The organism is Kitasatospora sp. NPDC101447 (assembly GCF_044767225.1).
Lineage (GTDB): Bacteria > Actinomycetota > Actinomycetes > Streptomycetales > Streptomycetaceae > Kitasatospora.
Window position 1 is genome coordinate 264,930 of record NZ_JBIWNL010000007.1, and the last position, 19,093, is coordinate 284,022.

The 19,093-nt window shown below is 73.4% G+C and carries 14 protein-coding genes; 10 read left to right on the forward strand and 4 right to left on the reverse strand.

Annotated elements, in window-relative coordinates:
* Positions 1-42: 42 nt before the first annotated feature.
* The 4 genes from ACIRST_RS13680 to ACIRST_RS13695 all read right to left on the reverse strand — a co-directional run bounded on the left by ACIRST_RS13680 (position 43) and on the right by ACIRST_RS13695 (position 5,666).
* On the reverse strand, positions 43-2,499 hold the full coding sequence (locus ACIRST_RS13680; protein WP_402802404.1) for a transglutaminaseTgpA domain-containing protein: 2,457 nt from the start codon (positions 2,497-2,499) through the stop codon (positions 43-45).
* On the reverse strand, positions 2,496-3,818 hold the full coding sequence (locus ACIRST_RS13685; RefSeq protein ID WP_402802405.1) for a DUF58 domain-containing protein: 1,323 nt from the start codon (positions 3,816-3,818) through the stop codon (positions 2,496-2,498). The genes ACIRST_RS13680 and ACIRST_RS13685 overlap by 4 nt, the downstream gene beginning before the upstream one ends.
* Position 3,819: 1 nt before the next feature.
* A complete protein-coding gene (locus ACIRST_RS13690; protein WP_402802406.1) occupies positions 3,820-4,866 on the reverse strand; it encodes an AAA family ATPase in 1,047 nt (348 codons plus the stop codon).
* 257 nt (positions 4,867-5,123) lie between these two features.
* On the reverse strand, positions 5,124-5,666 hold the full coding sequence (locus ACIRST_RS13695; RefSeq protein WP_350522501.1) for a carbonic anhydrase: 543 nt from the start codon (positions 5,664-5,666) through the stop codon (positions 5,124-5,126).
* A 539-nt stretch (positions 5,667-6,205) separates the two neighbouring features.
* Here ACIRST_RS13695 and rsmH point away from each other — a divergent pair.
* From rsmH to ACIRST_RS13745, 10 genes are all read left to right on the forward strand, one after another.
* Positions 6,206-7,180, forward strand: a complete 975-nt coding sequence (rsmH, locus tag ACIRST_RS13700) for a 16S rRNA (cytosine(1402)-N(4))-methyltransferase RsmH (protein ID WP_350522500.1) — start codon at positions 6,206-6,208, stop codon at positions 7,178-7,180.
* Between the two features lie 158 nt (positions 7,181-7,338).
* Positions 7,339-7,848, forward strand: a complete 510-nt coding sequence (locus ACIRST_RS13705) for a hypothetical protein (RefSeq protein WP_402802407.1) — start codon at positions 7,339-7,341, stop codon at positions 7,846-7,848.
* Positions 7,845-10,061 carry a penicillin-binding transpeptidase domain-containing protein gene (locus ACIRST_RS13710; RefSeq protein WP_402802408.1) on the forward strand — a complete coding sequence of 739 codons (2,217 nt, stop codon included), beginning with the start codon at positions 7,845-7,847 and terminating at the stop codon, positions 10,059-10,061. The genes ACIRST_RS13705 and ACIRST_RS13710 overlap by 4 nt, the downstream gene beginning before the upstream one ends.
* Positions 10,062-10,154: 93 nt before the next feature.
* A complete protein-coding gene (locus tag ACIRST_RS13715) occupies positions 10,155-11,720 on the forward strand; it encodes a UDP-N-acetylmuramoyl-L-alanyl-D-glutamate--2,6-diaminopimelate ligase (RefSeq protein WP_402802409.1) in 1,566 nt (521 codons plus the stop codon).
* A complete protein-coding gene (gene murF / locus ACIRST_RS13720; RefSeq protein WP_402802410.1) occupies positions 11,717-13,120 on the forward strand; it encodes a UDP-N-acetylmuramoyl-tripeptide--D-alanyl-D-alanine ligase in 1,404 nt (467 codons plus the stop codon). Before ACIRST_RS13715 ends, murF begins: the two co-directional genes overlap by 4 nt.
* Positions 13,120-14,181: a phospho-N-acetylmuramoyl-pentapeptide-transferase gene (gene mraY, locus ACIRST_RS13725; RefSeq protein WP_402802443.1), complete on the forward strand. Its 1,062-nt coding sequence runs from the start codon at positions 13,120-13,122 to the stop codon at positions 14,179-14,181. The genes murF and mraY overlap by 1 nt, the downstream gene beginning before the upstream one ends.
* Positions 14,178-15,617: a UDP-N-acetylmuramoyl-L-alanine--D-glutamate ligase gene (gene murD / locus ACIRST_RS13730; RefSeq protein ID WP_402802411.1), complete on the forward strand. Its 1,440-nt coding sequence runs from the start codon at positions 14,178-14,180 to the stop codon at positions 15,615-15,617. Before mraY ends, murD begins: the two co-directional genes overlap by 4 nt.
* A 78-nt stretch (positions 15,618-15,695) precedes the next feature.
* Positions 15,696-17,036: a putative lipid II flippase FtsW gene (ftsW, locus tag ACIRST_RS13735; RefSeq protein ID WP_402802412.1), complete on the forward strand. Its 1,341-nt coding sequence runs from the start codon at positions 15,696-15,698 to the stop codon at positions 17,034-17,036.
* 6 nt (positions 17,037-17,042) lie between these two features.
* A complete protein-coding gene (gene murG, locus ACIRST_RS13740) occupies positions 17,043-18,149 on the forward strand; it encodes an undecaprenyldiphospho-muramoylpentapeptide beta-N-acetylglucosaminyltransferase (RefSeq protein ID WP_350522495.1) in 1,107 nt (368 codons plus the stop codon).
* Positions 18,142-18,918 carry an FtsQ-type POTRA domain-containing protein gene (locus ACIRST_RS13745; protein ID WP_350522494.1) on the forward strand — a complete coding sequence of 259 codons (777 nt, stop codon included), beginning with the start codon at positions 18,142-18,144 and terminating at the stop codon, positions 18,916-18,918. The genes murG and ACIRST_RS13745 overlap by 8 nt, the downstream gene beginning before the upstream one ends.
* The last annotated feature ends 175 nt before the right edge of the window (positions 18,919-19,093 follow it).

Here is a 19,093-nt window from a genome sequence, read left to right on the forward strand (position 1 = left end):
AGTCGACCGACTGCCCGCCCCCGGCGTCTGCCGTGTCCGGGGCTAGGACTCCCGGGTGTCCGACCCGGGAGCGTCCGGCCCGGGGGTGTCCTGCCCGGGCCGCCGGGTGAGGACCCGCCGGACCGGGGCGGAGACCGCCTCGACCGCTCCGGCCACCCTGGTACCGACGGCCGTCCGGGCCGCCCGCAGCGCGTCGGAGATCCGCCACCACAGCTGCGCCGAGGACGGCGGCAGCAGCAGCGCCCGGGCGCGCCCGGCCCGGCCGACGCCCGCCCGCAGGCCGCGCCGGGCGGTGTGCACGTCGGCGGCCAGCGGCGCCTCGGTGACCTGTCCGGGCGGGGCGTACAGCACCCGCTCGGTGGCCAGCGCCAGCCGCCCGGTGGCGGCCGCGGCGTCCGCGTCCAGGTCCGCCTTCTCGGTGATCCGCCGGGCGGCCGACCGCGGCGTGCGTGACTCGTCCGGGGGAATTCCGATGTCCCAGGCGGAGTCGACCAGTTCGTCCCAGGCGGCCAGCACCTGGGCGTCGGTCAGCTCCGCGGGACCGCTCCCGCCGGGCCGGCGCCGCCCGCCGCCGCCGAGCCGACGACGGCGTACGGCCGTGCGCCAGAGCATCGGCGAGAGCAGCAGCGCGATCACCGCCAGCACCGCGGCGAAGGTGCCGAGCACCTGCCCGGACAGCAGCCAGGACTCCTCGGTGGGCTTGGCGGCGGTCTTGCCCTTGGGCCCGCAGTCGCCCAGCTGACGCTGCTTGGCGGTGCAGTCCGAGCTGCTGGACGGCGCCGGAGCGGCCGACGCGCTCTGCGGGGCCGCGGTCGCGTGCTGGGTCGGCGCGGTGGTCGGCGCGCTGGACGCCTCGGTGTAGTGGGTCGGAACGCCCCGGCTCGGGGTCGGCTCGAAGCGCAGCCAGCCGTAGCCCGCGAAGTACAGCTCGGGCCAGGCGTGGTACATCCGGCCGTTCACCGAGTAGACGTTGCCGCCCTTGGTGTCGCCGGGGGTGAAGCCCACGGCGACCCGGGCCGGGATCTTCAGCACGCGGGCCATCGCCGCCATGGTGGAGGCGAAGTGCACGCAGAAGCCCCGGCGGTCGCGCAGGAAGACCGTGATGGCGTTGCTGCCGGTGCCGGCCGCGACCGTGGTGTCGTACTTGAAGTCCGGCCCGGTGAACCAGTTCACCAGGGCCACCGCCCGGTCGTAGTCGTTCTGCGCGCCGCCGGTGACCGTCCTGGCCTGCTCGGCGACCACGCTCGGCAGGTCGGCCGGGACGGCGGTGTAGCGGTCCCGGATGTCCTGCGGTGCGGCGGCGGCCTGGCGCAGCTCGTTCGCGGTGGGCCGCAGGTCCAGGGCGCTCACGTGGTAGCGCAGGCCGTGCATCGCCTTGTCGTTGGCCGGCACGACGGTGCGGGTCAGCGGGTCGAGCTTCCACTCCCCGCGGTTGGGCAGCTGGACGGAGGCGGCCGGGTAGGGCATCGGCAGCCAGCTGTTCTGCAGCCGGTCGCTGACCTGGAAGTCACCCTCGATCCGGGGGACGTTGGCGTTGCGCAGGCCCTCGGGGTTCGGCATCGACACCGGGAGGTCGTTGACCGTGGTGCTGCTCAGCCGCCAGCTGGTGCCGTCGAACTGGTCCAGCGAGCCCGTCCGGAGGTAGGTCTGGTCGGCCACGTCGCTGTCCATGGTGTAGGTGAGCAGCTCGGCGTCGGTGGGCCGGGTGATCGCGGCCTCCAGGGTGACCAGCGGGTCGAGGGTGCTCGCCACGCCCCCGCCGGCGCCCTTGCCGGAGCTTCCGCCGGAGCCGGAGTGCAGCAGCCCGAGGTCCCAGTGCGGCAGGACGACGGGGAGCAGCATCGCCACGGCGAGCGCCAGGATGCCGACCTGCTGGCCGCCCGGGCTGACCCGGCCGGAGCTCACGGTGCCGCGCGGGGTGCCGCGGAAGACCCGGCCCCAGCGGGAGACCCGGTCCTGGCCCTCGGCGAAGAGCAGCACCAGGTAGCCGGCCGCGGCGAGCGCGAACCAGAACCAGCTGCCGTGGTCCCCGGCCAGGCCGTTGCCGATCGAGTAGAGCGCCAGCAGCGGCAGCCCGGCCAGCGCCGAGCGGCGGTAGGTCACCGCGACGGTGTCCACCGCGACGGCGATCAGGCCGACCGCGGAGACCAGGATCAGCCGCAGGCCGGGCGTGGGCGGTGCCGGGATCGCGTACTGCTGTATGTCGTCCAGACCGGAGGCGAAGACCTGGTCCAGGACCCGCAGCGCGGACGGACCGGGCAGCGCGGTGCCGGAGAAACCGACGATCATCAGCAGGAGCAGCACCAGCAGCTGCCCGACCGGCACCGTCCAGCGGTACAGCGGGGAGCGTCGCAGGCCGGCGCCGACCGCGGCGAGGACGGCGATCACCAGGACGGCGTGGGTCAGCCAGCTGCGCGAGGTCAGCAGCGGGAGCATGCAGAGCGAGGCGAGCACGGTGGCCAGCGCCGCGTAGACGGTCAGTTTGGCCCGGGTGGTCACGCGCCGGCCTCTTCTCGGTTGGGGGCGGTCGTCTTGGCGCCTTCGGCGGCCCGCCACAGGTCCGGAACGGAGTCCCCGGCGCGCACCGGGATGACCGTCCAGCCGGCCTCGCGCAGCTTCCGGACCCGGGCGCGGAACTCGTCGCCCCCCGTGTCCGGGGCGAGCATCCGCAGGCCGGCCCAGGTGCCGGTGTCCAGCAGGAAGGCGATCGCCCCGCCGGTGCGGCTGCGCAGCCGGCCCAGCCGGGCGGTCTGCGTGTCGTCCAGCTCGCCGAGGACGGCGACCAGCAGGCCCTCGCCGCCGGTGCGCAGCGGCTCCTCGGCGCGGGAGAGCGTGCCGCCGTCGGACAGGTCGGCGACCGCGAGGGCGTCCAGGATCAGCCCGGAGGTGTCGGCGGCGTTGTTGTGGCCGCCCGCGCCGGGACCGGGCACCGCGAGGCCGGTGTCGGTGAGCAGCTGGGTCTGGTAGCCGCGCTCCAGCAGGTGCGTGGCGACGGAGGCGACGCAGCTGACCGCCCACTCGAAGGAGGAGGCGGGGCCGCTGCCCCGGTGGCCGATCTCCCGGGTGTCCAGCAGGACGGTGGCCCGGGCCTTCTGCGGCTGCTCCTCACGGCGCACCATCAGTTCGCCGTACTTGGCGGTGGAACGCCAGTGCACCCGGCGCAGGTCGTCGCCGGGCCGGTACTCGCGCAGGATCACGTCGTCGTCGCCGGCCAGGGCCAGCGTGCGGCTGTGGCTCTCGCCCTGGCCGAGCCACTCGCCGCTGAGCCGGACGTAGGGCAGGGCCTGGACCAGGGGGACGACGGTGAGCACGTCGGAGGCGGTGAAGGCCCGGGTCACCTCGCACATCCCGAACGGGTCGGCCAGCCGCAGCTGCAGGGGCCCGAGCGGGTAGCGGCCGCGCAGGTCGGAGCGGACCCGGTAGGAGACCTCGCGGTAGCCGCGCGGCTCGACCCGGTCCAGCACGAAGCGCGGGCGCGGCCCGAGCACGTACGGGACCTTGTCCTCCAGGAGCAGCAGGCCGGTGGGAACCCGGGAGACGTTGTCGAGCCGCAGGTGGACCCGGGCCTCCTGGCCCGCGATCGCCCGGCGCGGGCTGAGCCGGCGGCCGCTGGCCACCCGGTAGCGGGTGTTGGCGACCACCACCACGGCGACCAGCGGGAGCGCGGCGAGCAGCACGCCCACCCGCAGCAGGGCGTCCTGGTCGAGCAGGTAGGCGCAGACCACCGCGGTGATCCCGGCGGCGAGGAAGGACCGGCCGCGCGTGGTGAGGCCGCGGAACCCGGCCCGCAGCCCTGACGCGGCGTCGGACTGGGCCACCTCAGCCCCTCCGGACGGCCGGGCCGCCCTGCGGGCGCGGCAGCGGCAGCCGGGCGACCAGGTCGGCCACGATCTGCTCGGAGGTGCGGCGGCTGAGCTGGGTCTCGGCGGTCGGCATCAGGCGGTGCGCGAGGACCGGGACGGCGAGGCGCTGGATGTCGTCCGGGGTGACGTAGTCGCGGCCGTCCAGCGCGGCGGCGGCGCGGGCGGCCCGGACCAGGTGCAGGGTGGCGCGCGGCGAGGCGCCCAGGCGCAGCTCGTGGCTGTTTCGGGTGGCGCCGACCAGGTCGACGGCGTAGCGGCGGACCGGGTCGGCGACGTGCACGGTGCGGACCAGGTCGACCAGCTTGAGGATGTCGGAGGCGTGCGCGACCGGCTGGAGGTCCTCCAGCGGGCTGGCGCCGGCGTGCACGTCCAGCATCGCGAGCTCGGCCTCGGGGCTGGGGTAGCCGATCGAGATGCGGGCCATGAAGCGGTCGCGCTGGGCCTCCGGGAGGGGGTAGGTGCCCTCCATCTCGACCGGGTTCTGGGTCGCCACGACCATGAACGGCGAGGGCAGCTCGTAGCTGGTGCCGTCGATGGTGACCTGGCGCTCCTCCATGGACTCCAGCAGCGCGGACTGGGTCTTGGGCGAGGCGCGGTTGATCTCGTCGCCGACCACGATCTGCGCGAAGATCGCGCCCGGGCGGAACTCGAAGTCGTGCCGCTGCTGGTCGTAGATGTTGGTGCCGGTGACGTCCGAGGGCAGCAGGTCGGGCGTGAACTGGATGCGGCGCACGGTGCAGTCGACCGAGCGGGCGAGCGCCTTGGCCAGCATGGTCTTGCCGACGCCGGGCACGTCCTCCAGCAGCAGGTGGCCCTCGGCGAGCAGGACGGTCAGGGCGATCCGGACGGCCTCCGGCTTGCCCTCGATCACGCTCTCGACGTTGGCGCGGACCCGGTCCACGACCGCGGCGAGTTCGGGGAGCCCGACCCGCTGGTGCCCGTCCGTCCTCTGCTCGCCCCCCGCAGGCCCGCCGAGACCGGCCTGATCGTTGTAGCTCGTCACCCGTTTACGCTCCCTGGCACCCTGTGCCCGCCCCGTCCCGAGGCCGGACCCCACCCCATGCTTGACGCGGCCGTCCCGGGGTCGGTTCCGATGGCGGATCCGGCGTCGGGGAGGCGGCCTGCGGCCCGGCCGCCCCAGGTGGTTCGGGGTCCGACCGGCAGGCGCATTCTCCCCCGCGCGGTGGCCAGAAGTCACCATTCGGCCGACCCCGAATGCCCGGGCACGGCTCGACCGCCCCCGGGCCCTCGCAGGCTGCCCTAGTCGATTTCGCGCAGCAGGCCGGTGTGGACGTCGAAGACGAAGCCGCGCACGTCGTCGGTGTGCGGCAGGAAGGGGGAGGTGCGGACGCGCTGCATGGACTGGCGGACGTCGCCGTCGAGGTCCACGAAGGACTCCACGGCCCACTGCGGGCGCTGGCCGACCTCCAGCTCCAGCTCGCGGCGGAAGTCCTCGGTGAGCCCGAGCAGACCGCAGCCGGTGTGGTGGATGAGCGCGATCGAGCGGGTGCCGAGGGCGCGCTGGCTGATGGTCAGGGACCGGATGGTGTCGTCGGTGACGACCCCGCCGGCGTTGCGGATGACGTGCGCGTCGCCCAGTTCGAGGCCGAGCGCCGCGAACAGGTCGAGGCGGGCGTCCATGCAGGCCACCACGGCGATCTTCTGCACCGGGCGGGCGTCCATGCCGCCGTCCTGGAAGGTCACCGCGTACTCGCGGTTGGACGAGACGAAGCGGTCGATGATCGTGGGGTGGGCAGGGGCGGCAGCGGCGTTCGGCGCGGGCCGGTCGGGGGTCACTGTCATGTCGGCGACGTTAGTGCCGATCCGGTGTCCGCGGTGGGGTGGAGAGCTACAGAACAGGCGGCTGTGATCGAGTGCATAGCCACAACCGGAGGGTTTGTCCGAGCTGGTCCCGGATGGGTCGTACGCGGTCGCGGGGCGGGGGGCGCGCGGCGGTCGTCGAGGGCCCCCGGGTCGGGCGGCCCGGGGGCCACCCCAACGGCCGCGACCTGCAGTGATCCGTACCGCCGCCCGGGTGGTGCGCCGGAGCGGACCATTGACTGGCAGGGCCCGGGCGATAGAGTTTGCGGCGCAGTGGAGCACACCCGTCGGGGCCCGTCAACCGGGCTTTCCCAGCCGGTGCGGCCCGGTCGACGCGGTCCGTGGCCTCCACCCGCTCCGTGCCCACCTGGCGCACCTTCCCCGGCGCCGGGCGGTCACGACCTTCCCCTTGAGCGGGCGGGGACCACGGGCCGCTTCGTCGTGCCGGGACACGGTGGGCGAGAATGGTCGCAGCTCCCGGACGTCGGGCTGCTCCGCACCGAGGAAGGGCGCCACCGCGCATGACCACCAACGAACCGGGCCCCAAGCACGTTCCGGTGATGCTGCAGCGGTGCATGGACGCACTGGCGCCGGCGATCTCCCGTCCCGGCGCCGTGGTGGTGGACGCCACCCTCGGCCTCGGCGGGCACAGCGAGGCGCTGCTCACCCAGTTCCCGGAGGTCCGGCTCGTCGCGGTGGACCGTGACCCGCAGGCGCTGAAGCTCTCCGGCGAGCGGCTGGCCCCGTTCGGCGACCGGGCGACCCTGGTGCACGCCGTCTACGACGAGATCCCCGAGGTGCTGGAGCGGCTCGGCATCGACCGCGTGGACGGCGTCCTGTTCGACCTCGGCGTCTCCTCGATGCAGCTGGACGAGGCGGACCGCGGTTTCGCGTACGCCCAGGACGCTCCGCTGGACATGCGGATGGACCAGACCCGGGGGATCAGCGCGGCGGAGGTGCTGAACACCTACAGCCACGGCGACCTGGCCCGGATCCTCAAGGTCTACGGGGAGGAGCGGTTCGCCGGGAAGATCGCCTCGGTGATCCTGCGGGAGCGGGAGAAGGAACCGTTCACCAACAGCGCGCGTCTGGTCGAGTTGGTGCGCAACGCCATTCCGGCGGCGACCCGCCGCACCGGTGGGAACCCGGCGAAGCGGACGTTCCAGGCGCTGCGGATCGAGGTCAACGGCGAGCTGGAGGTCCTGGACCGGGCGATCCCCGGGGCGCTGGACGCCCTCGCGATCGGCGGTCGGATCGTGGTGATGTCCTACCAGTCCCTGGAGGACCGCCTGGTGAAGCAGTACCTCGCCGCCGGGGCGACGAACACCGCCCCGCCGGGGCTGCCGTTCATCCCGGAGGAGCACCAGCCCTGGCTCAAACTGATCACCCGCGGTGCCGAGCAGGCCACCGAGGAGGAGATCGAGGAGAACCGGCGCGCCGCGCCCGTGCGGCTGCGGGTGGCGGAGAGGATCAGGGACCGACGCAAGCGGGGCTGACGAACCGGCCCGGCGGGGTCCGAAGGGCGGAGGGAAGGCAAGTGGGGCCGGTGGCCGGTGTGGTCCGGGCGGGGCGGGGAGGACTCCCCGGACAGGGCAGGGCACGCATCACGGTCCGGCCGGGTAAACGCCCGGTCCGGGGGCGCACGCCGTTCGCGGTGCTCGTCGTGGTGCTGCTGGCGGCGGGCCTGCTCGGGCTGCTGGCGCTGAACACCGCGCTCAACGAGGGCTCCTTCGAGCTGTCCCGACTGCAGAAGCAGACCACCGTGGCGACCGACGAGCAGCAGAGCCTGCAGCACCAGATCGACCAGAGCTCGGCCCCGGACGCGCTGGCCAGGCGCGCCGCCGAGCTGGGCATGGTCCCGGCCGGGGGGATGGCCTTCCTGGACGTCCCGAACGGCGGCAAGGTGGTCGGCACGCCCGGCCCGGCGCAGGACAGCCCGCCGGTCAAGCGTTCGACGGCCGAGCCCTGGCCGACGAAGCCCGTACCGGGCGGCGCCCAGCCGAGCGCCGGGCAGTCACCGGCCGCCCAGCCGCCGGCTCCGGCGGCCGCGCCGACCGCTCCGCCCGTCCCCGCCACTCCGACGACGGCGGCCTCGGCCGGTGACTCGGTGATCCAGCTCAATCCGGCCCCGACCGCGCAGCCGAGCGGGGGTGCCGGTCGATGACGACGCCCCGTCAGCCCTCCGGAGGCTCCGGCTCCGGCAACGGCCGCCGCCCGGTGCCCCGGGGCGCCGCGCCGCGCGGCCAGTCCGCCGCCGGCCGCACCCCGTCCGCCAAGGGCCAGCCCGCGAAGGGTCAGCCCGCCAGGGGCCAGTCCGCGAAGGGGCAGCCGGTGCGCGGCCAGTCGGCGAAGGCCCAGCCCGGCAAGGCCGCGGCCGGTCGGACGACCCCGCGCACGCCGCAGCCGCGAAGCCCCGAGGGCCGTCCGCCGGCCCGCAGTCAGGCAGCGGTGCGGCCGCGCCCCAAGAGCCGGCTGCCACAGCGCGCCAAGGCCCTGAAGCTGGCCGAGCCGAAGCGCCGGCTCCGGGTGATCACCGTGGTGATGTCGCTGGTGTTCTCCGTCTTCGCGGGCCGCCTGGTCCAGCTCCAGCTGGTCGACGCGGACGCGCTGGCCGCCGACGCCAACACCAACCGCTACCTGAACATCCCGATCACCGCCGAGCGCGGCTCGATAACGTCGGCCGACGGGGTGGCCCTGGCCGCCACCGTCGACGCGTACGACATCACCGCCGACCCGGCGATGTTCACCCCGGCCGCGACCGGCATCCCGGACGCGCCGGAGCAGGCGGCCGCCCTGCTGTCGCCGATCCTCGGCGTGCCCAAGGAGCGGATCGCCGCCGACCTGCACACCCCGAAGACCCGCTACAAGCGGCTCGCCGCCCAGCAGACCCCGGCCGCCAAGAACCAGATCAGCGACCTCAAGTCGAGCCTGGAGAAGCAGGCCGGCTCACGGGCCTGCCAGCTCCAGAAGAAGCAGCTCGGCAAGCCCGCCGACCAGGGCGGGCGCACCCGGGTGGACAACGAGTGCGCCAACCCGCTGGCCGGGGTGTTCAACCGGGAGACCCAGAAGCGCGTCTACCCCGCCGACGGGCTGGCCGCCAACCTGGTCGGTTTCGTCAACGGCGAGGGCGCGGGCGCCGGGGGCCTGGAGCTGCAGTACCAGCAGCAGCTGGCCGGCAAGGACGGCCACAGCAGCTATGCCCAGGCGGGCGGACGGCTGGTGCCCACCGCCGGGGGCTCGATGGACCCGGCCGTGCCCGGCAGCGATGTGAAGCTGACCGTCAACCGGGACATCCAGTGGGCCGCCCAGCGGGCGATCACCGACCAGGTGGCCAACTCCGGTGCGGAGAAGGGCTACGTGGTGGTCCAGGACGTGAAGACCGGCCAGGTCCTCGCGATGGCCACCGCGCCCGGCTTCAACCCGAACGACCTGAGCCTGTCCAAGCCGGCCCAGCTGGGCAACCCGGCCCTGGTCGACGCGTACGAACCGGGCAGCACCGCCAAGCTGATGAGCCTGGCCGCCGTCCTGGACTCCGGCAAGGCCACCTGGGACACCAAGGTCACCGTCCCCAACCGGCTGGTCCGGGCCGGCCAGCAGTTCAAGGACGACGTCAACCACGACCCCTGGTACCTGACCCTGGCCGGGGTGCTGGCCAAGTCCTCCAACATCGGCACCATCGAGGCGATCGAGACCCTCGGCGGCGGCGACCAGCTCCAGGCCAACAAGGTGCTGGACGCCTACATGCGCAAGTTCGGCGTCGCCCAGCCGACCGGCCTGAACTTCCCCGGGGAGGCCTCCGGGATGCTCAAGAAGCCGGAGGACCTGGTCGCCTCGGAGAAGTACAACATCTCCTTCGGCCAGGGGCCGCTGCAGATGAACGCGCTGCAGGCCACCTCGGTCTACTCGACCATCGCCAACGGCGGGGTGCGGGTCGCGCCCAGCATCGTGCAGGGCATCACCGGCCCGGACGGCAAGTACAGCCCGACGCCGGCGGGTGAGCAGACCCGGGTGGTCAGCGAGCAGACCGCCAAGACCCTCACCTCGATGCTGGAGTCCGTCGTCGACGACGAGCAGGGCACCGGCGGCAAGGCCGCCATCCCCGGCTACCGCGTCGCCGGCAAGACCGGCACCGCCGACCGGGGGGCCGCCAACGGCGTCGGCTACGACGGCTACACCGCCTCGTTCATCGGCTTCGCCCCGGCCGACGCCCCCCGGGTCACCGTCTCCTGCACCCTCCAGGGCCCGGTCAACGGCCACTTCGGCGGGCAGCTGTGCGGGCCGGTGTTCAAACAGGTGATGGAGTTCACCCTGAAGACCCTGCAGGTCCCGCCGAGCGGCAGCCAGGCGCCCAACCTGCCAGTCGAGTGGAAGCCGTGAGCGAGCATGAGCAACGAGCGGGCCGGGCTGGACGACGGCGCGGCGCAGGGCCGGTTTGGCCCTGGGCACCCTTCGGCGGATAGCCTTCGCGCCGTGCCGAAACCCGATCAAACCACCGTGAGTCCGCCCCGCCCGACCGGGACCGCCGCTCTGCCGCTCGCCGAGCTGGCCGTCCGGCTCGGTCTCGCGCCCGTCGAGGGCGGTGCCGTCACCGGCGTCACCCACGACTCCCGCGCGGTCCGCCCCGGCGATGTGTACGTGGCCTTCCCTGGCGCCAACCACCACGGCGCGGCCTTCGCCGCCAAGGCCGCCGAGTCCGGTGCGGTGGCCGTGCTCACCGACCGGGCCGGTGCCGACCTGGCGGCCGGTACGGGCCTTCCGCTGCTGGTCGTGGAGCGGCCGCGGGCCGTCATGGGCGAGCTCGCCGCGATCGTCTACGGCAGCCCCTCCGAGCGGCTGCTGATGATCGGGCTGACCGGCACCAACGGCAAGACCACCACCTCGTACCTGGTCGAGGGCGGTCTGCGCGGCGCCGGGCGCCACCCCGGTGTGATCGGTACCGTCGAGATGCGGGTCGGCGACGAGCGGATCAAGAGCGAGCGCACCACCCCCGAGGCCACCGACCTGCACGCGATCCTCGGCGTGATGGCCGAGCGCGGCGCCGACGCGGTGACCATGGAGGTCTCCAGCCACGCCCTGGTCTTCGGCCGCACCGACGGCGTCGCGTACGACGTCGCGCTGTTCAACAACCTCACGCCCGAGCACCTCGACTTCCACCCGGACATGGAGGACTACTTCCAGGCGAAGGCCCGGCTCTTCCAGCCCGGCAAGTCCCGCCGCGGTGTGGTCAACGTGGACGACGAGTACGGCCGCCGGCTCGCCGCCGAGGCCAAGATCCCGGTGACGACCTTCTCCGCGGCCGGCGACCCGCAGGCCGACTGGCGGGCCGTGGACGTCGTGCTCGGCCCGGTCGGCTCCACCTTCCGGGTGCTCGGCCCGGACGGCGCCGAGGCCGATGCCGCCGTCCCGCTGCCCGGCCCGTTCAACGTCTCCAACGGGCTCGCCGCGATCACCCTGCTGGTCGCCGCCGGGCTGCCGCTGGAGCAGGCCGTGGCCGGCGTCGCCGCCGTCCCCGGCGTGCCCGGCCGGCTGGAGCGGGTCGACGCCGGCCAGCCGTTCGTCGCCGTCGTGGACTACGCGCACAAGCCGGACGCCCTGCAGGCCGTCCTCGCCTCGCTGCGCGAGGTCACCAAGGGCCGGCTGCACGTCGTCGTCGGCTGCGGCGGCGACCGCGACCCGCACAAGCGCGGCCCGATGGGCGCCATCGCCGCCCGCCTCGCCGACACCGCCCTGCTGACCAGCGACAACCCGCGCAGCGAGGACCCGCTGGCGATCCTCGCCACTATGCTGACCGGCGCCGCCGGGGTGCCCGAGGCCGAGCGCGGGGACGTCCTGGTCGTCCCCGACCGGGCTGAGGCGATCCGGCTGGCCGTCACCCGCGCCCACGCGGGGGACACCGTGCTGGTGGCCGGCAAGGGCCACGAGCTCGGCCAGTACGTACGAGACGAGATCCGCCCCTTCGACGACCGGGAGGTGCTGCGCGAGTCCATCGCGCGGACCACCGCCGTGCGGGGCGACCGAGGAGTAGAGCAGCAGTGATCGCACTGACCCTCGCCGAGGTGGCCGCCGCAGTCGGGGGCACCCTGGACGGCGCCGATCCGGACACCCTGGTCACCGGCCCGGTCGAGGTCGACTCGCGCAGGGTGAGCCCCGGCGGCCTGTTCGCGGCCTTCGTCGGCGAGAACGTGGACGGCCACGACTACGCGGCCACGGCGATCGACGCCGGCGCCGTCGCGGTGCTGGCCTCCCGCCCCGTCGGCGTGCCCGCCGTCCTGGTCGACAGCGTGGTGGAGGCGCTCGGCAGGCTGGCCCGTACCGTGGTCGCCCGCGCCGAGGGCACCGCCGTGGTCGCGCTGACCGGCTCGGCCGGCAAGACCAGCACCAAGGACCTGATCGCGCAGGTGCTCCAGCGCCACGGTGCGACCGTCTACCCGCCGGGCTCGCTCAACAACGAGATCGGCCACCCGATGACCGCCCTGCGGGTCGAGGCCGGCACCCGGCACCTGGTCATGGAGATGGGCGCCCGGCACAAGGGCGACATCGAGTACCTCACCTCGATCACCCCGCCCCGGGTCGGCGTGGTGCTGAACGTCGGCACCGCCCACGTCGGCGAGTTCGGCTCCAAGGAGGCGATCGCCGAGGCCAAGGGCGAACTCGTCGAGGCACTGCCCGCCGACGGGGCGGCGATCCTCAACGCGGACGACCGGCTGGTGCGTGCGATGGCCTCCCGCACCAAGGCGAAGGTGGTCCTCTTCGGGGAGTCCCCCGACGCCCACGTGCGGGCGACGGACGTTCGCCTGGACGCCACCGGACGGCCATCGTTCACGCTCACCACCCCAGCCGGTTCCGCGCCCGTGCAGCTGCGCCTGTACGGTGAGCACCACGTCTCGAACGCCCTCGCCGCCGCCGCGGTGGCGGTGGAGCTCGGGATGTCCGTCGACGACACCGCCGCCGCCCTGGGCGAGGCGGGTGCGCTGTCCCGCTGGCGCATGGAGGTCGTCGACCGGGCCGATGGTGTCACCGTCGTCAACGACGCCTACAACGCGAACCCCGACTCGATGCGGGCCGCGCTGCGGGCGCTGGTCTCGATGGGGGGACGCGGTCCGGAGCGCCGCCGTACCTGGGCGGTGCTCGGCGAGATGCGGGAGCTCGGCGAGGAGAGCCTGGCCGAGCACGATGCCATCGGGCGGCTCGCCGTCCGGCTCGACGTCACCAAGCTGGTGGCGGTCGGCGGACGCGAGGCGGCCTGCATGGAACTCGGCGCGAGGAACGAAGGTTCGTGGGGTGAGGAGTCGGTGCTGGTGTCCGACGCGGACGCGGCGGTCGAGTTGCTGCGCAGTCAGCTGCGACCGGGGGATGTGGTCCTGGTGAAGGCGTCCCGTTCGGTGGGGCTGGAGAAGGTGGCCGAGGCCCTCCTGGCGGACGGTGCTGCCCGATGATGAAGCAGATCCTCTTCTCCGGGATGATCGGCCTGATCCTCTCGCTGGCCGGCACGCCCGCCCTGATCAAGCTGCTGGCCCGGCAGGGCTACGGCCAGTACATCCGCGACGACGGCCCCAAGGCGCACCACAGCAAGAAGGGCACGCCCACCATGGGCGGCATCGCCTTCATCCTGGCGACCCTGATCGCGTACTTCGCCACCAAGGCGATAACGGGCGAGTCCCCGACCGCCTCGGGGCTGCTGGTGCTCTTCCTGACCGCGGGCCTCGGCCTGGTCGGCTTCCTGGACGACTACATCAAGGTGGTCAAGCGCCGCTCGCTCGGTCTGCGGGCCAAGGCGAAGCTGGCCGGCCAGTCCATCGTCGGCCTGGCCTTCGCGGTCCTGGCGCTGCAGTTCCACGACGACCGGGGGCTCAGCCCGGCCTCGCAGTCGCTGTCCTTCGTGCGCGACTTCAAGTGGTCGATCGGCCCGGTGCTGTTCGTCATCTTCGCGTACTTCATGATCGCGGCGACCTCGAACGGCGTGAACCTGACGGACGGTCTGGACGGCCTGGCCACCGGCGCCTCGGTGATGGCCTTCGGCGCCTACACCTTCATCGGGGTCTGGGAGTACACGCAGAGCTGCGCCTACGTCTACACCGCCACCGGAGCCTGCTACGACGTCCGCGACCCGCTGGACCTCGCGGTGGTCGCGGCCGCCCTGATGGGCTCCTGCTTCGGCTTCCTGTGGTGGAACACCTCGCCCGCCAAGATCTTCATGGGTGACACCGGCTCGCTCGCCCTCGGCGGCGCCCTGGCCGGTCTGGCGATCTGCTCCCGCACCGAGCTGCTGCTCATCATGCTCGGCGGCCTCTTCATGATCATCACCCTGTCGGTGATCATCCAGGTCGGCTCCTTCCGGATGACCGGCAAGCGCGTCTTCAAGATGGCACCGCTGCAGCACCACTTCGAACTCAAGGGCTGGGGCGAGGTCCTGGTCGTGGTCCGCTTCTGGATCATCCAGGGCCTCTGCGTGGCCGTCGGCCTCGGCCTCTTCTACGCGGGATACCGGACCGGATGATCAATCCTGACTTCACTGAGCTGCCCGTCGTCGTCGCCGGACTCGGCGTCTCGGGCATCAGCGCCGCGCGCGTCCTGCACGGCCTCGGCGCCCGCGTCACCGTCGTGGACGGCGGCAGCGGGCCGGGCCTGGTCGCCCGGGCCGCCGAGCTGGAGGCGCAGGGCGTCGCCGTGCGCCTCGGCGACGGCGCGAGCCTGCCCGAGGGCACCGAGCTGATCGTCACCTCGCCCGGCTGGGCGCCGGACAGCCCGCTGTTCGCCGCCGCCGGGGCGGCCGGGGTGCCGGTCTGGGGCGACGTCGAGCTCGCCTGGCGGCTGCGCAAGCCGCTGCCGGGCACCGGCGAGCCCGCCCCCTGGCTGGCCGTCACCGGCACCAACGGCAAGACCACCACCGTCCAGATGCTCGCCTCGATCCTCACCGCCGCCGGCAGGCGCACCGCCGCCGTCGGCAACGTCGGGGTCTCGGTGCTGGACGCGGTGCTCGCCGAGGAGCCGTACGACGTGCTCGCCGTCGAACTCTCCAGCTACCAGCTGCACTGGGCGCCCTCGCTGCGCCCGTACTCGGCCGCGGTGCTCAACCTGGCGCCCGACCACCTCGACTGGCACGGCTCGATGGAGGCGTACGCCGCCGACAAGGGCCGGATCTACGAGGGCAACGTCGTCGCCTGCGTGTACAACCTGGCCGACCCGGCCACCGAGGCGCTGGTCATGGAGGCCGACGTCGAGGAGGGCTGCCGGGCGATCGGCTTCGGCCTCGGCGCGCCCGGCCCGTCGAACTTCGGCGTGGTGGACGGGCTGCTGGTGGACCGGGCCTTCGTCGAGGACCGGGCCAAGAACGCCGCCGAGCTCGGGGCCGTCGAGGACGTGAACCCGCCGGCGCCGCACAACATCGCCAACGCGCTCGCCGCGGCGGCGCTGGCCCGGGCGTACGGCGTCGAGCCGAAGGCCGTCCGGGAGGGCCTGCGGGCCTTCCGCCCGGACGCCCACCGGATCGCCGAGGTCGGCGTGGTCCGCGAGGTCACGTACATCGACGACTCCAAGGCCACCAACACCCACGCCGCGGCCGCCTCGCTGGCGGCCTACCGGCCGATCGTCTGGATCGCCGGCGGCCTCGCCAAGGGCGCGACCTTCGACGACCTGGTGCAGGGCGCGGCCGAGCGGCTGCGCGCGGTGGTGCTGATCGGGCAGGACCGGGCGCTGATCCGCGAGGCGCTGGAACGACACGCTCCGGATGTGCCCGTGATCGAGGCGGCCGAGGGCCAGACTGGCGCGGTGGCGATGGCCGAGGTCGTCCGCACGGCCGCGTCGCTCGCCCGATCGGGTGACACGGTGCTGCTGGCCCCGGCCTGCGCCTCGATGGACATGTTCACCAACTACGGCGAGCGCGGCGACATGTTCGCGGCGGCCGTCCGGGAGCTGGCGGACGCCGGGGAGTAGGGCTGCGGCACCGGCGGAGGAGCCGCAGCGGACGGAGAGCGGGGAGTGGTGGCGGGGCAGGGCAGGGCGGAATCCGGCGTGCGCGAGCAGGACGCCGCCGAGCCGTGGCGAGTGATCTCCGCCACCACGACCAAGTACAAGTCGGCCGGTCCGCTGGCCCGTGTCCAGGCCTTCCGGGCCCGGCTCGGGTACTGGCTGGACCGGCCGCTCACGCCGTACCTGCTGATCATCGGAAGCACCCTGCTGCTGGTCGTGCTCGGCCTGATGATGGTCTTCTCGGCCTCGCAGATCCTCGCCCTGAACCAGCACCACTCGGCCCAGTACTACTTCCTCAAGCAGCTGATCGCGGCCATCCTCGGCCTGGTCCTGCTGATCTGCTTCGCCTCCGTCCCCGTGGCGGTGCTGCGGGTGATCACCTACCCGGTGATGATCGGGGTGATCGGCGCGCTCACGCTGGTCGCCGTACCGGGCATCGGGGTGCGGATCAACGGCAACCAGAACTGGCTGGATTTCGGCTTCTTCCAGTTCCAGCCGTCCGAGTTCGCCAAGCTCGCGCTGGTGCTCTGGGGTGCCGACCTGCTCGCCCGCAAGCAGAAGGCCGGCACCCTGAACTCCTGGAAGCACCTGCTGGTGCCACTGGTGCCCGGGGCCCTGCTGCTGCTCGCGCTGATCATGTTCGGCGGCGACATGGGCACCTCGATGATCCTGGTCGCCATGGTGTTCGCGCTGCTCTGGATGGTCGGAGCGCCGCTGCGGCTGTTCGTGGCGACCGTCGGCGTGGCGGTGGTGGTCTGCACCGCCCTCGTCGTCACCGTCCCGCACCGGGCGGAGCGGCTGGGCTGCATCGGCGTGACCAAGCTCGATCCCGAGGGCGCCTGCTTCCAGGCCCTGCACGGGGTCTTCGCGTTCGCGAACGGCGGCGGCTTCGGCACCGGCCTCGGCGCCGGCGTCGAGAAATGGGGCCAGCTGCCCGAGGCGCACACCGACTTCATCTTCGCCGCGACCGGCGAGGAACTGGGCCTGGTGGGGACGCTGTCGGTGATCGGTCTCTTCGCGGCACTAGGCTACGCGGGTATCCGTGTGGCCATCGGCACGAAGGACTCGTTCGTCAGGTACGCCGCGGGAGCCGCCACCACCTGGATCATGGCGCAGGCCATGATCAACCTGGGGTCGGCGCTGGGACTGCTGCCCATTGCGGGCGTCCCGCTCCCGCTGTTCTCCTACGGCGGTTCCGCCATGCTGTCGGCCATGTCCGCGATCGGTGTGCTGCTGTGCCTGGCACGCAGCACCTCGGGCGCGAAGGCGGCCCTGGCCGCCCGGAGCAAGAACTCCCGGATCAGGAAGCGACTGGCCCGGGTGCTGCCACGACGACGAACCACAGCGCGCCCGGCCCCAGGGCCGGCACGCAGGGAGCGGTGAATTTCGGTGCATGTCGTACTCGCCGGCGGGGGGACCGCCGGTCACATCGAGCCGGCCATGGCCCTCGCGGACGCCCTCCGCAGGCACGACCCGTCCATCGGGATCACCGCCCTGGGCACCGAGCGCGGTCTGGAGACCCGACTGGTACCCGAGCGCGGCTACCAGCTGGAGCTCATCCCGGCCGTCCCGCTGCCCCGCAAGCCCACCCCGGAGCTGATCACCGTCCCCGGCCGGCTGCGCGGCACCGTCCGGGCCGCCCAGGAGATCATCGAGCGGGTCAACGCGGACGCCGTGGTCGGCTTCGGCGGCTACGTCGCGATGCCCGCCTACCTGGCGGCCAAGCGGGCCGGCGTGCCGATCGTGGTGCACGAGGCGAACGCCCGCCCGGGCCTGGCCAACAAGATCGGCGCCCGCTACAGCGACTTCGTGGCCGTCTCCACGCCCGACAGCAAGCTGCGCGACTCCCGGTACATCGGCATCCCGCTGCGCCGGACCATCGCGACCCTGGACCGCAACGCGGCCCGTCCGGAGGCCCGGCACTACTTCGGCCTCGACCAGCGGCTGCCCACCCTGCTGGTCTCCGGCGGCTCCCAGGGCGCCCGCCGGCTCAACGAGACGGTCACCGCGATCGCCCCGCGGCTGCAGCAGTACGGCGTGCAGATCCTGCACGCGGTCGGCCCGAAGAACGAGCTGCCGCAGGTCGCGGACGTCCCCGGGATGCCGCCGTACCGCCCGGTGCCGTACCTGGACCGGATGGACCTCGCCTACGCGGCGGCCGACATGATGCTCTGCCGGGCCGGCGCCATGACGGTGGCCGAGCTGGCGGCCGTCGGCCTGCCCGCCGCCTTCGTCCCGCTGCCGATCGGCAACGGCGAGCAGCGGCTGAACGCCCAGCCGATGGTCAAGGCCGGCGGCGGCCTGCTGGTGGACGACGCCGAGCTGACCCCGGACTGGGTGCTGCAGAACGTGCTGCCGGTGCTCACCGACCCGCAGCGGCTGTGGGACATGAGCCGGGCCGCCGCCGAGTTCGGCCGCCGGGACGCCGACGACCTGCTGGTCGGCATGGTCTACGAGGCGATCCAGGCCCACCGCGGCGGCCGCCGCCGTGGCTGACGGCCGGCCCGCCGACCCGCTCGAAGCGGAGCTGGAGGACGAGGAGTCCGCTCCTCGCCTCCGGCTCTCCCGGCGGGGCATCGTGGTGCTGGGGGCGCTCGGCGCCGCGGTGCTGGGCGGGCTGGCCTGGCTGGTGTTCTACTCGTCGGTGCTGGACGTGCGCAGTGTCGCCGTCCAGGGCGCGACCGACGACAAGCTGACGGCGGCCCAGGTCCGCGACGCGGTCGGCGGGCTCGGCGACGGCCCGCTGGCCCGGGTGGACCTGGACGACGTCCGGCGCCGGGTGGAGGCGATCCCCCGGGTGGCGAAGGCCGAGGTGTGGCGGGGTTGGCCGCACACCCTGCAGGTGAAGGTCGCCGAGCGCAAGGCGGTGGCCGCCGTCAAGGGGGAGGACGGCCGGTTCACCCAGGTGGATGCCGCGGGCGTGAGCTTCGCCACCGAGGCGGCTCCGCCGGACGGCGTGCCGGTGGTGGAGCTGCGACTCAGTCAGCAGGCGAACGACGTGGACGGGGTGATCTCCCGTTCGCAGCTGGTCCAGGGCGCGGTCTCGGTGGCCGCCGGGCTGCCGCCGGAGGTCGCCAAGCGGGCCGGCGCGGTGCTGGTGCACTCGTACGACGACATCGAACTGCAGCTCAGCGGGGGTGCGACGGTGCGCTGGGGGAGCCCGGAACAAATCGACCGGAAAGCCCGGGTGCTGGTGGCACTGATGAGTCAGAAGGGTACGAACTTCGACGTGACGGCGCCTGAGGCGCCGGCGGTGTCGGGATGATCCGGTAGGTTCTGTGCCAGAGGGAGGGGTTGACGCCTCGAAGTGTCGGCCCGACCCTTGGTGGTCACCCCGGTTTCCTAAGCCGGCTGATGATCACATAGGCTCAAAAGAAAAAGGGAAGCTCGGCGTGTGTCGTTGAAACACGTGCCCGGGGCCACCTAGTGTCCTGTGTCAC

Coding starts and splice junctions, on each gene's coding strand:
- rsmH (WP_350522500.1), top strand. CDS start 6,206: ATGACCACCAACGAACCGGGCCCCAAGCACGTTCCGGTGATGCTGCAG.
- mraY (WP_402802443.1), top strand. CDS start 13,120: ATGAAGCAGATCCTCTTCTCCGGGATGATCGGCCTGATCCTCTCGCTG.
- ACIRST_RS13710 (WP_402802408.1), top strand. CDS start 7,845: ATGACGACGCCCCGTCAGCCCTCCGGAGGCTCCGGCTCCGGCAACGGC.
- murD (WP_402802411.1), top strand. CDS start 14,178: ATGATCAATCCTGACTTCACTGAGCTGCCCGTCGTCGTCGCCGGACTC.
- ACIRST_RS13695 (WP_350522501.1), bottom strand. CDS start 5,666: ATGACAGTGACCCCCGACCGGCCCGCGCCGAACGCCGCTGCCGCCCCT.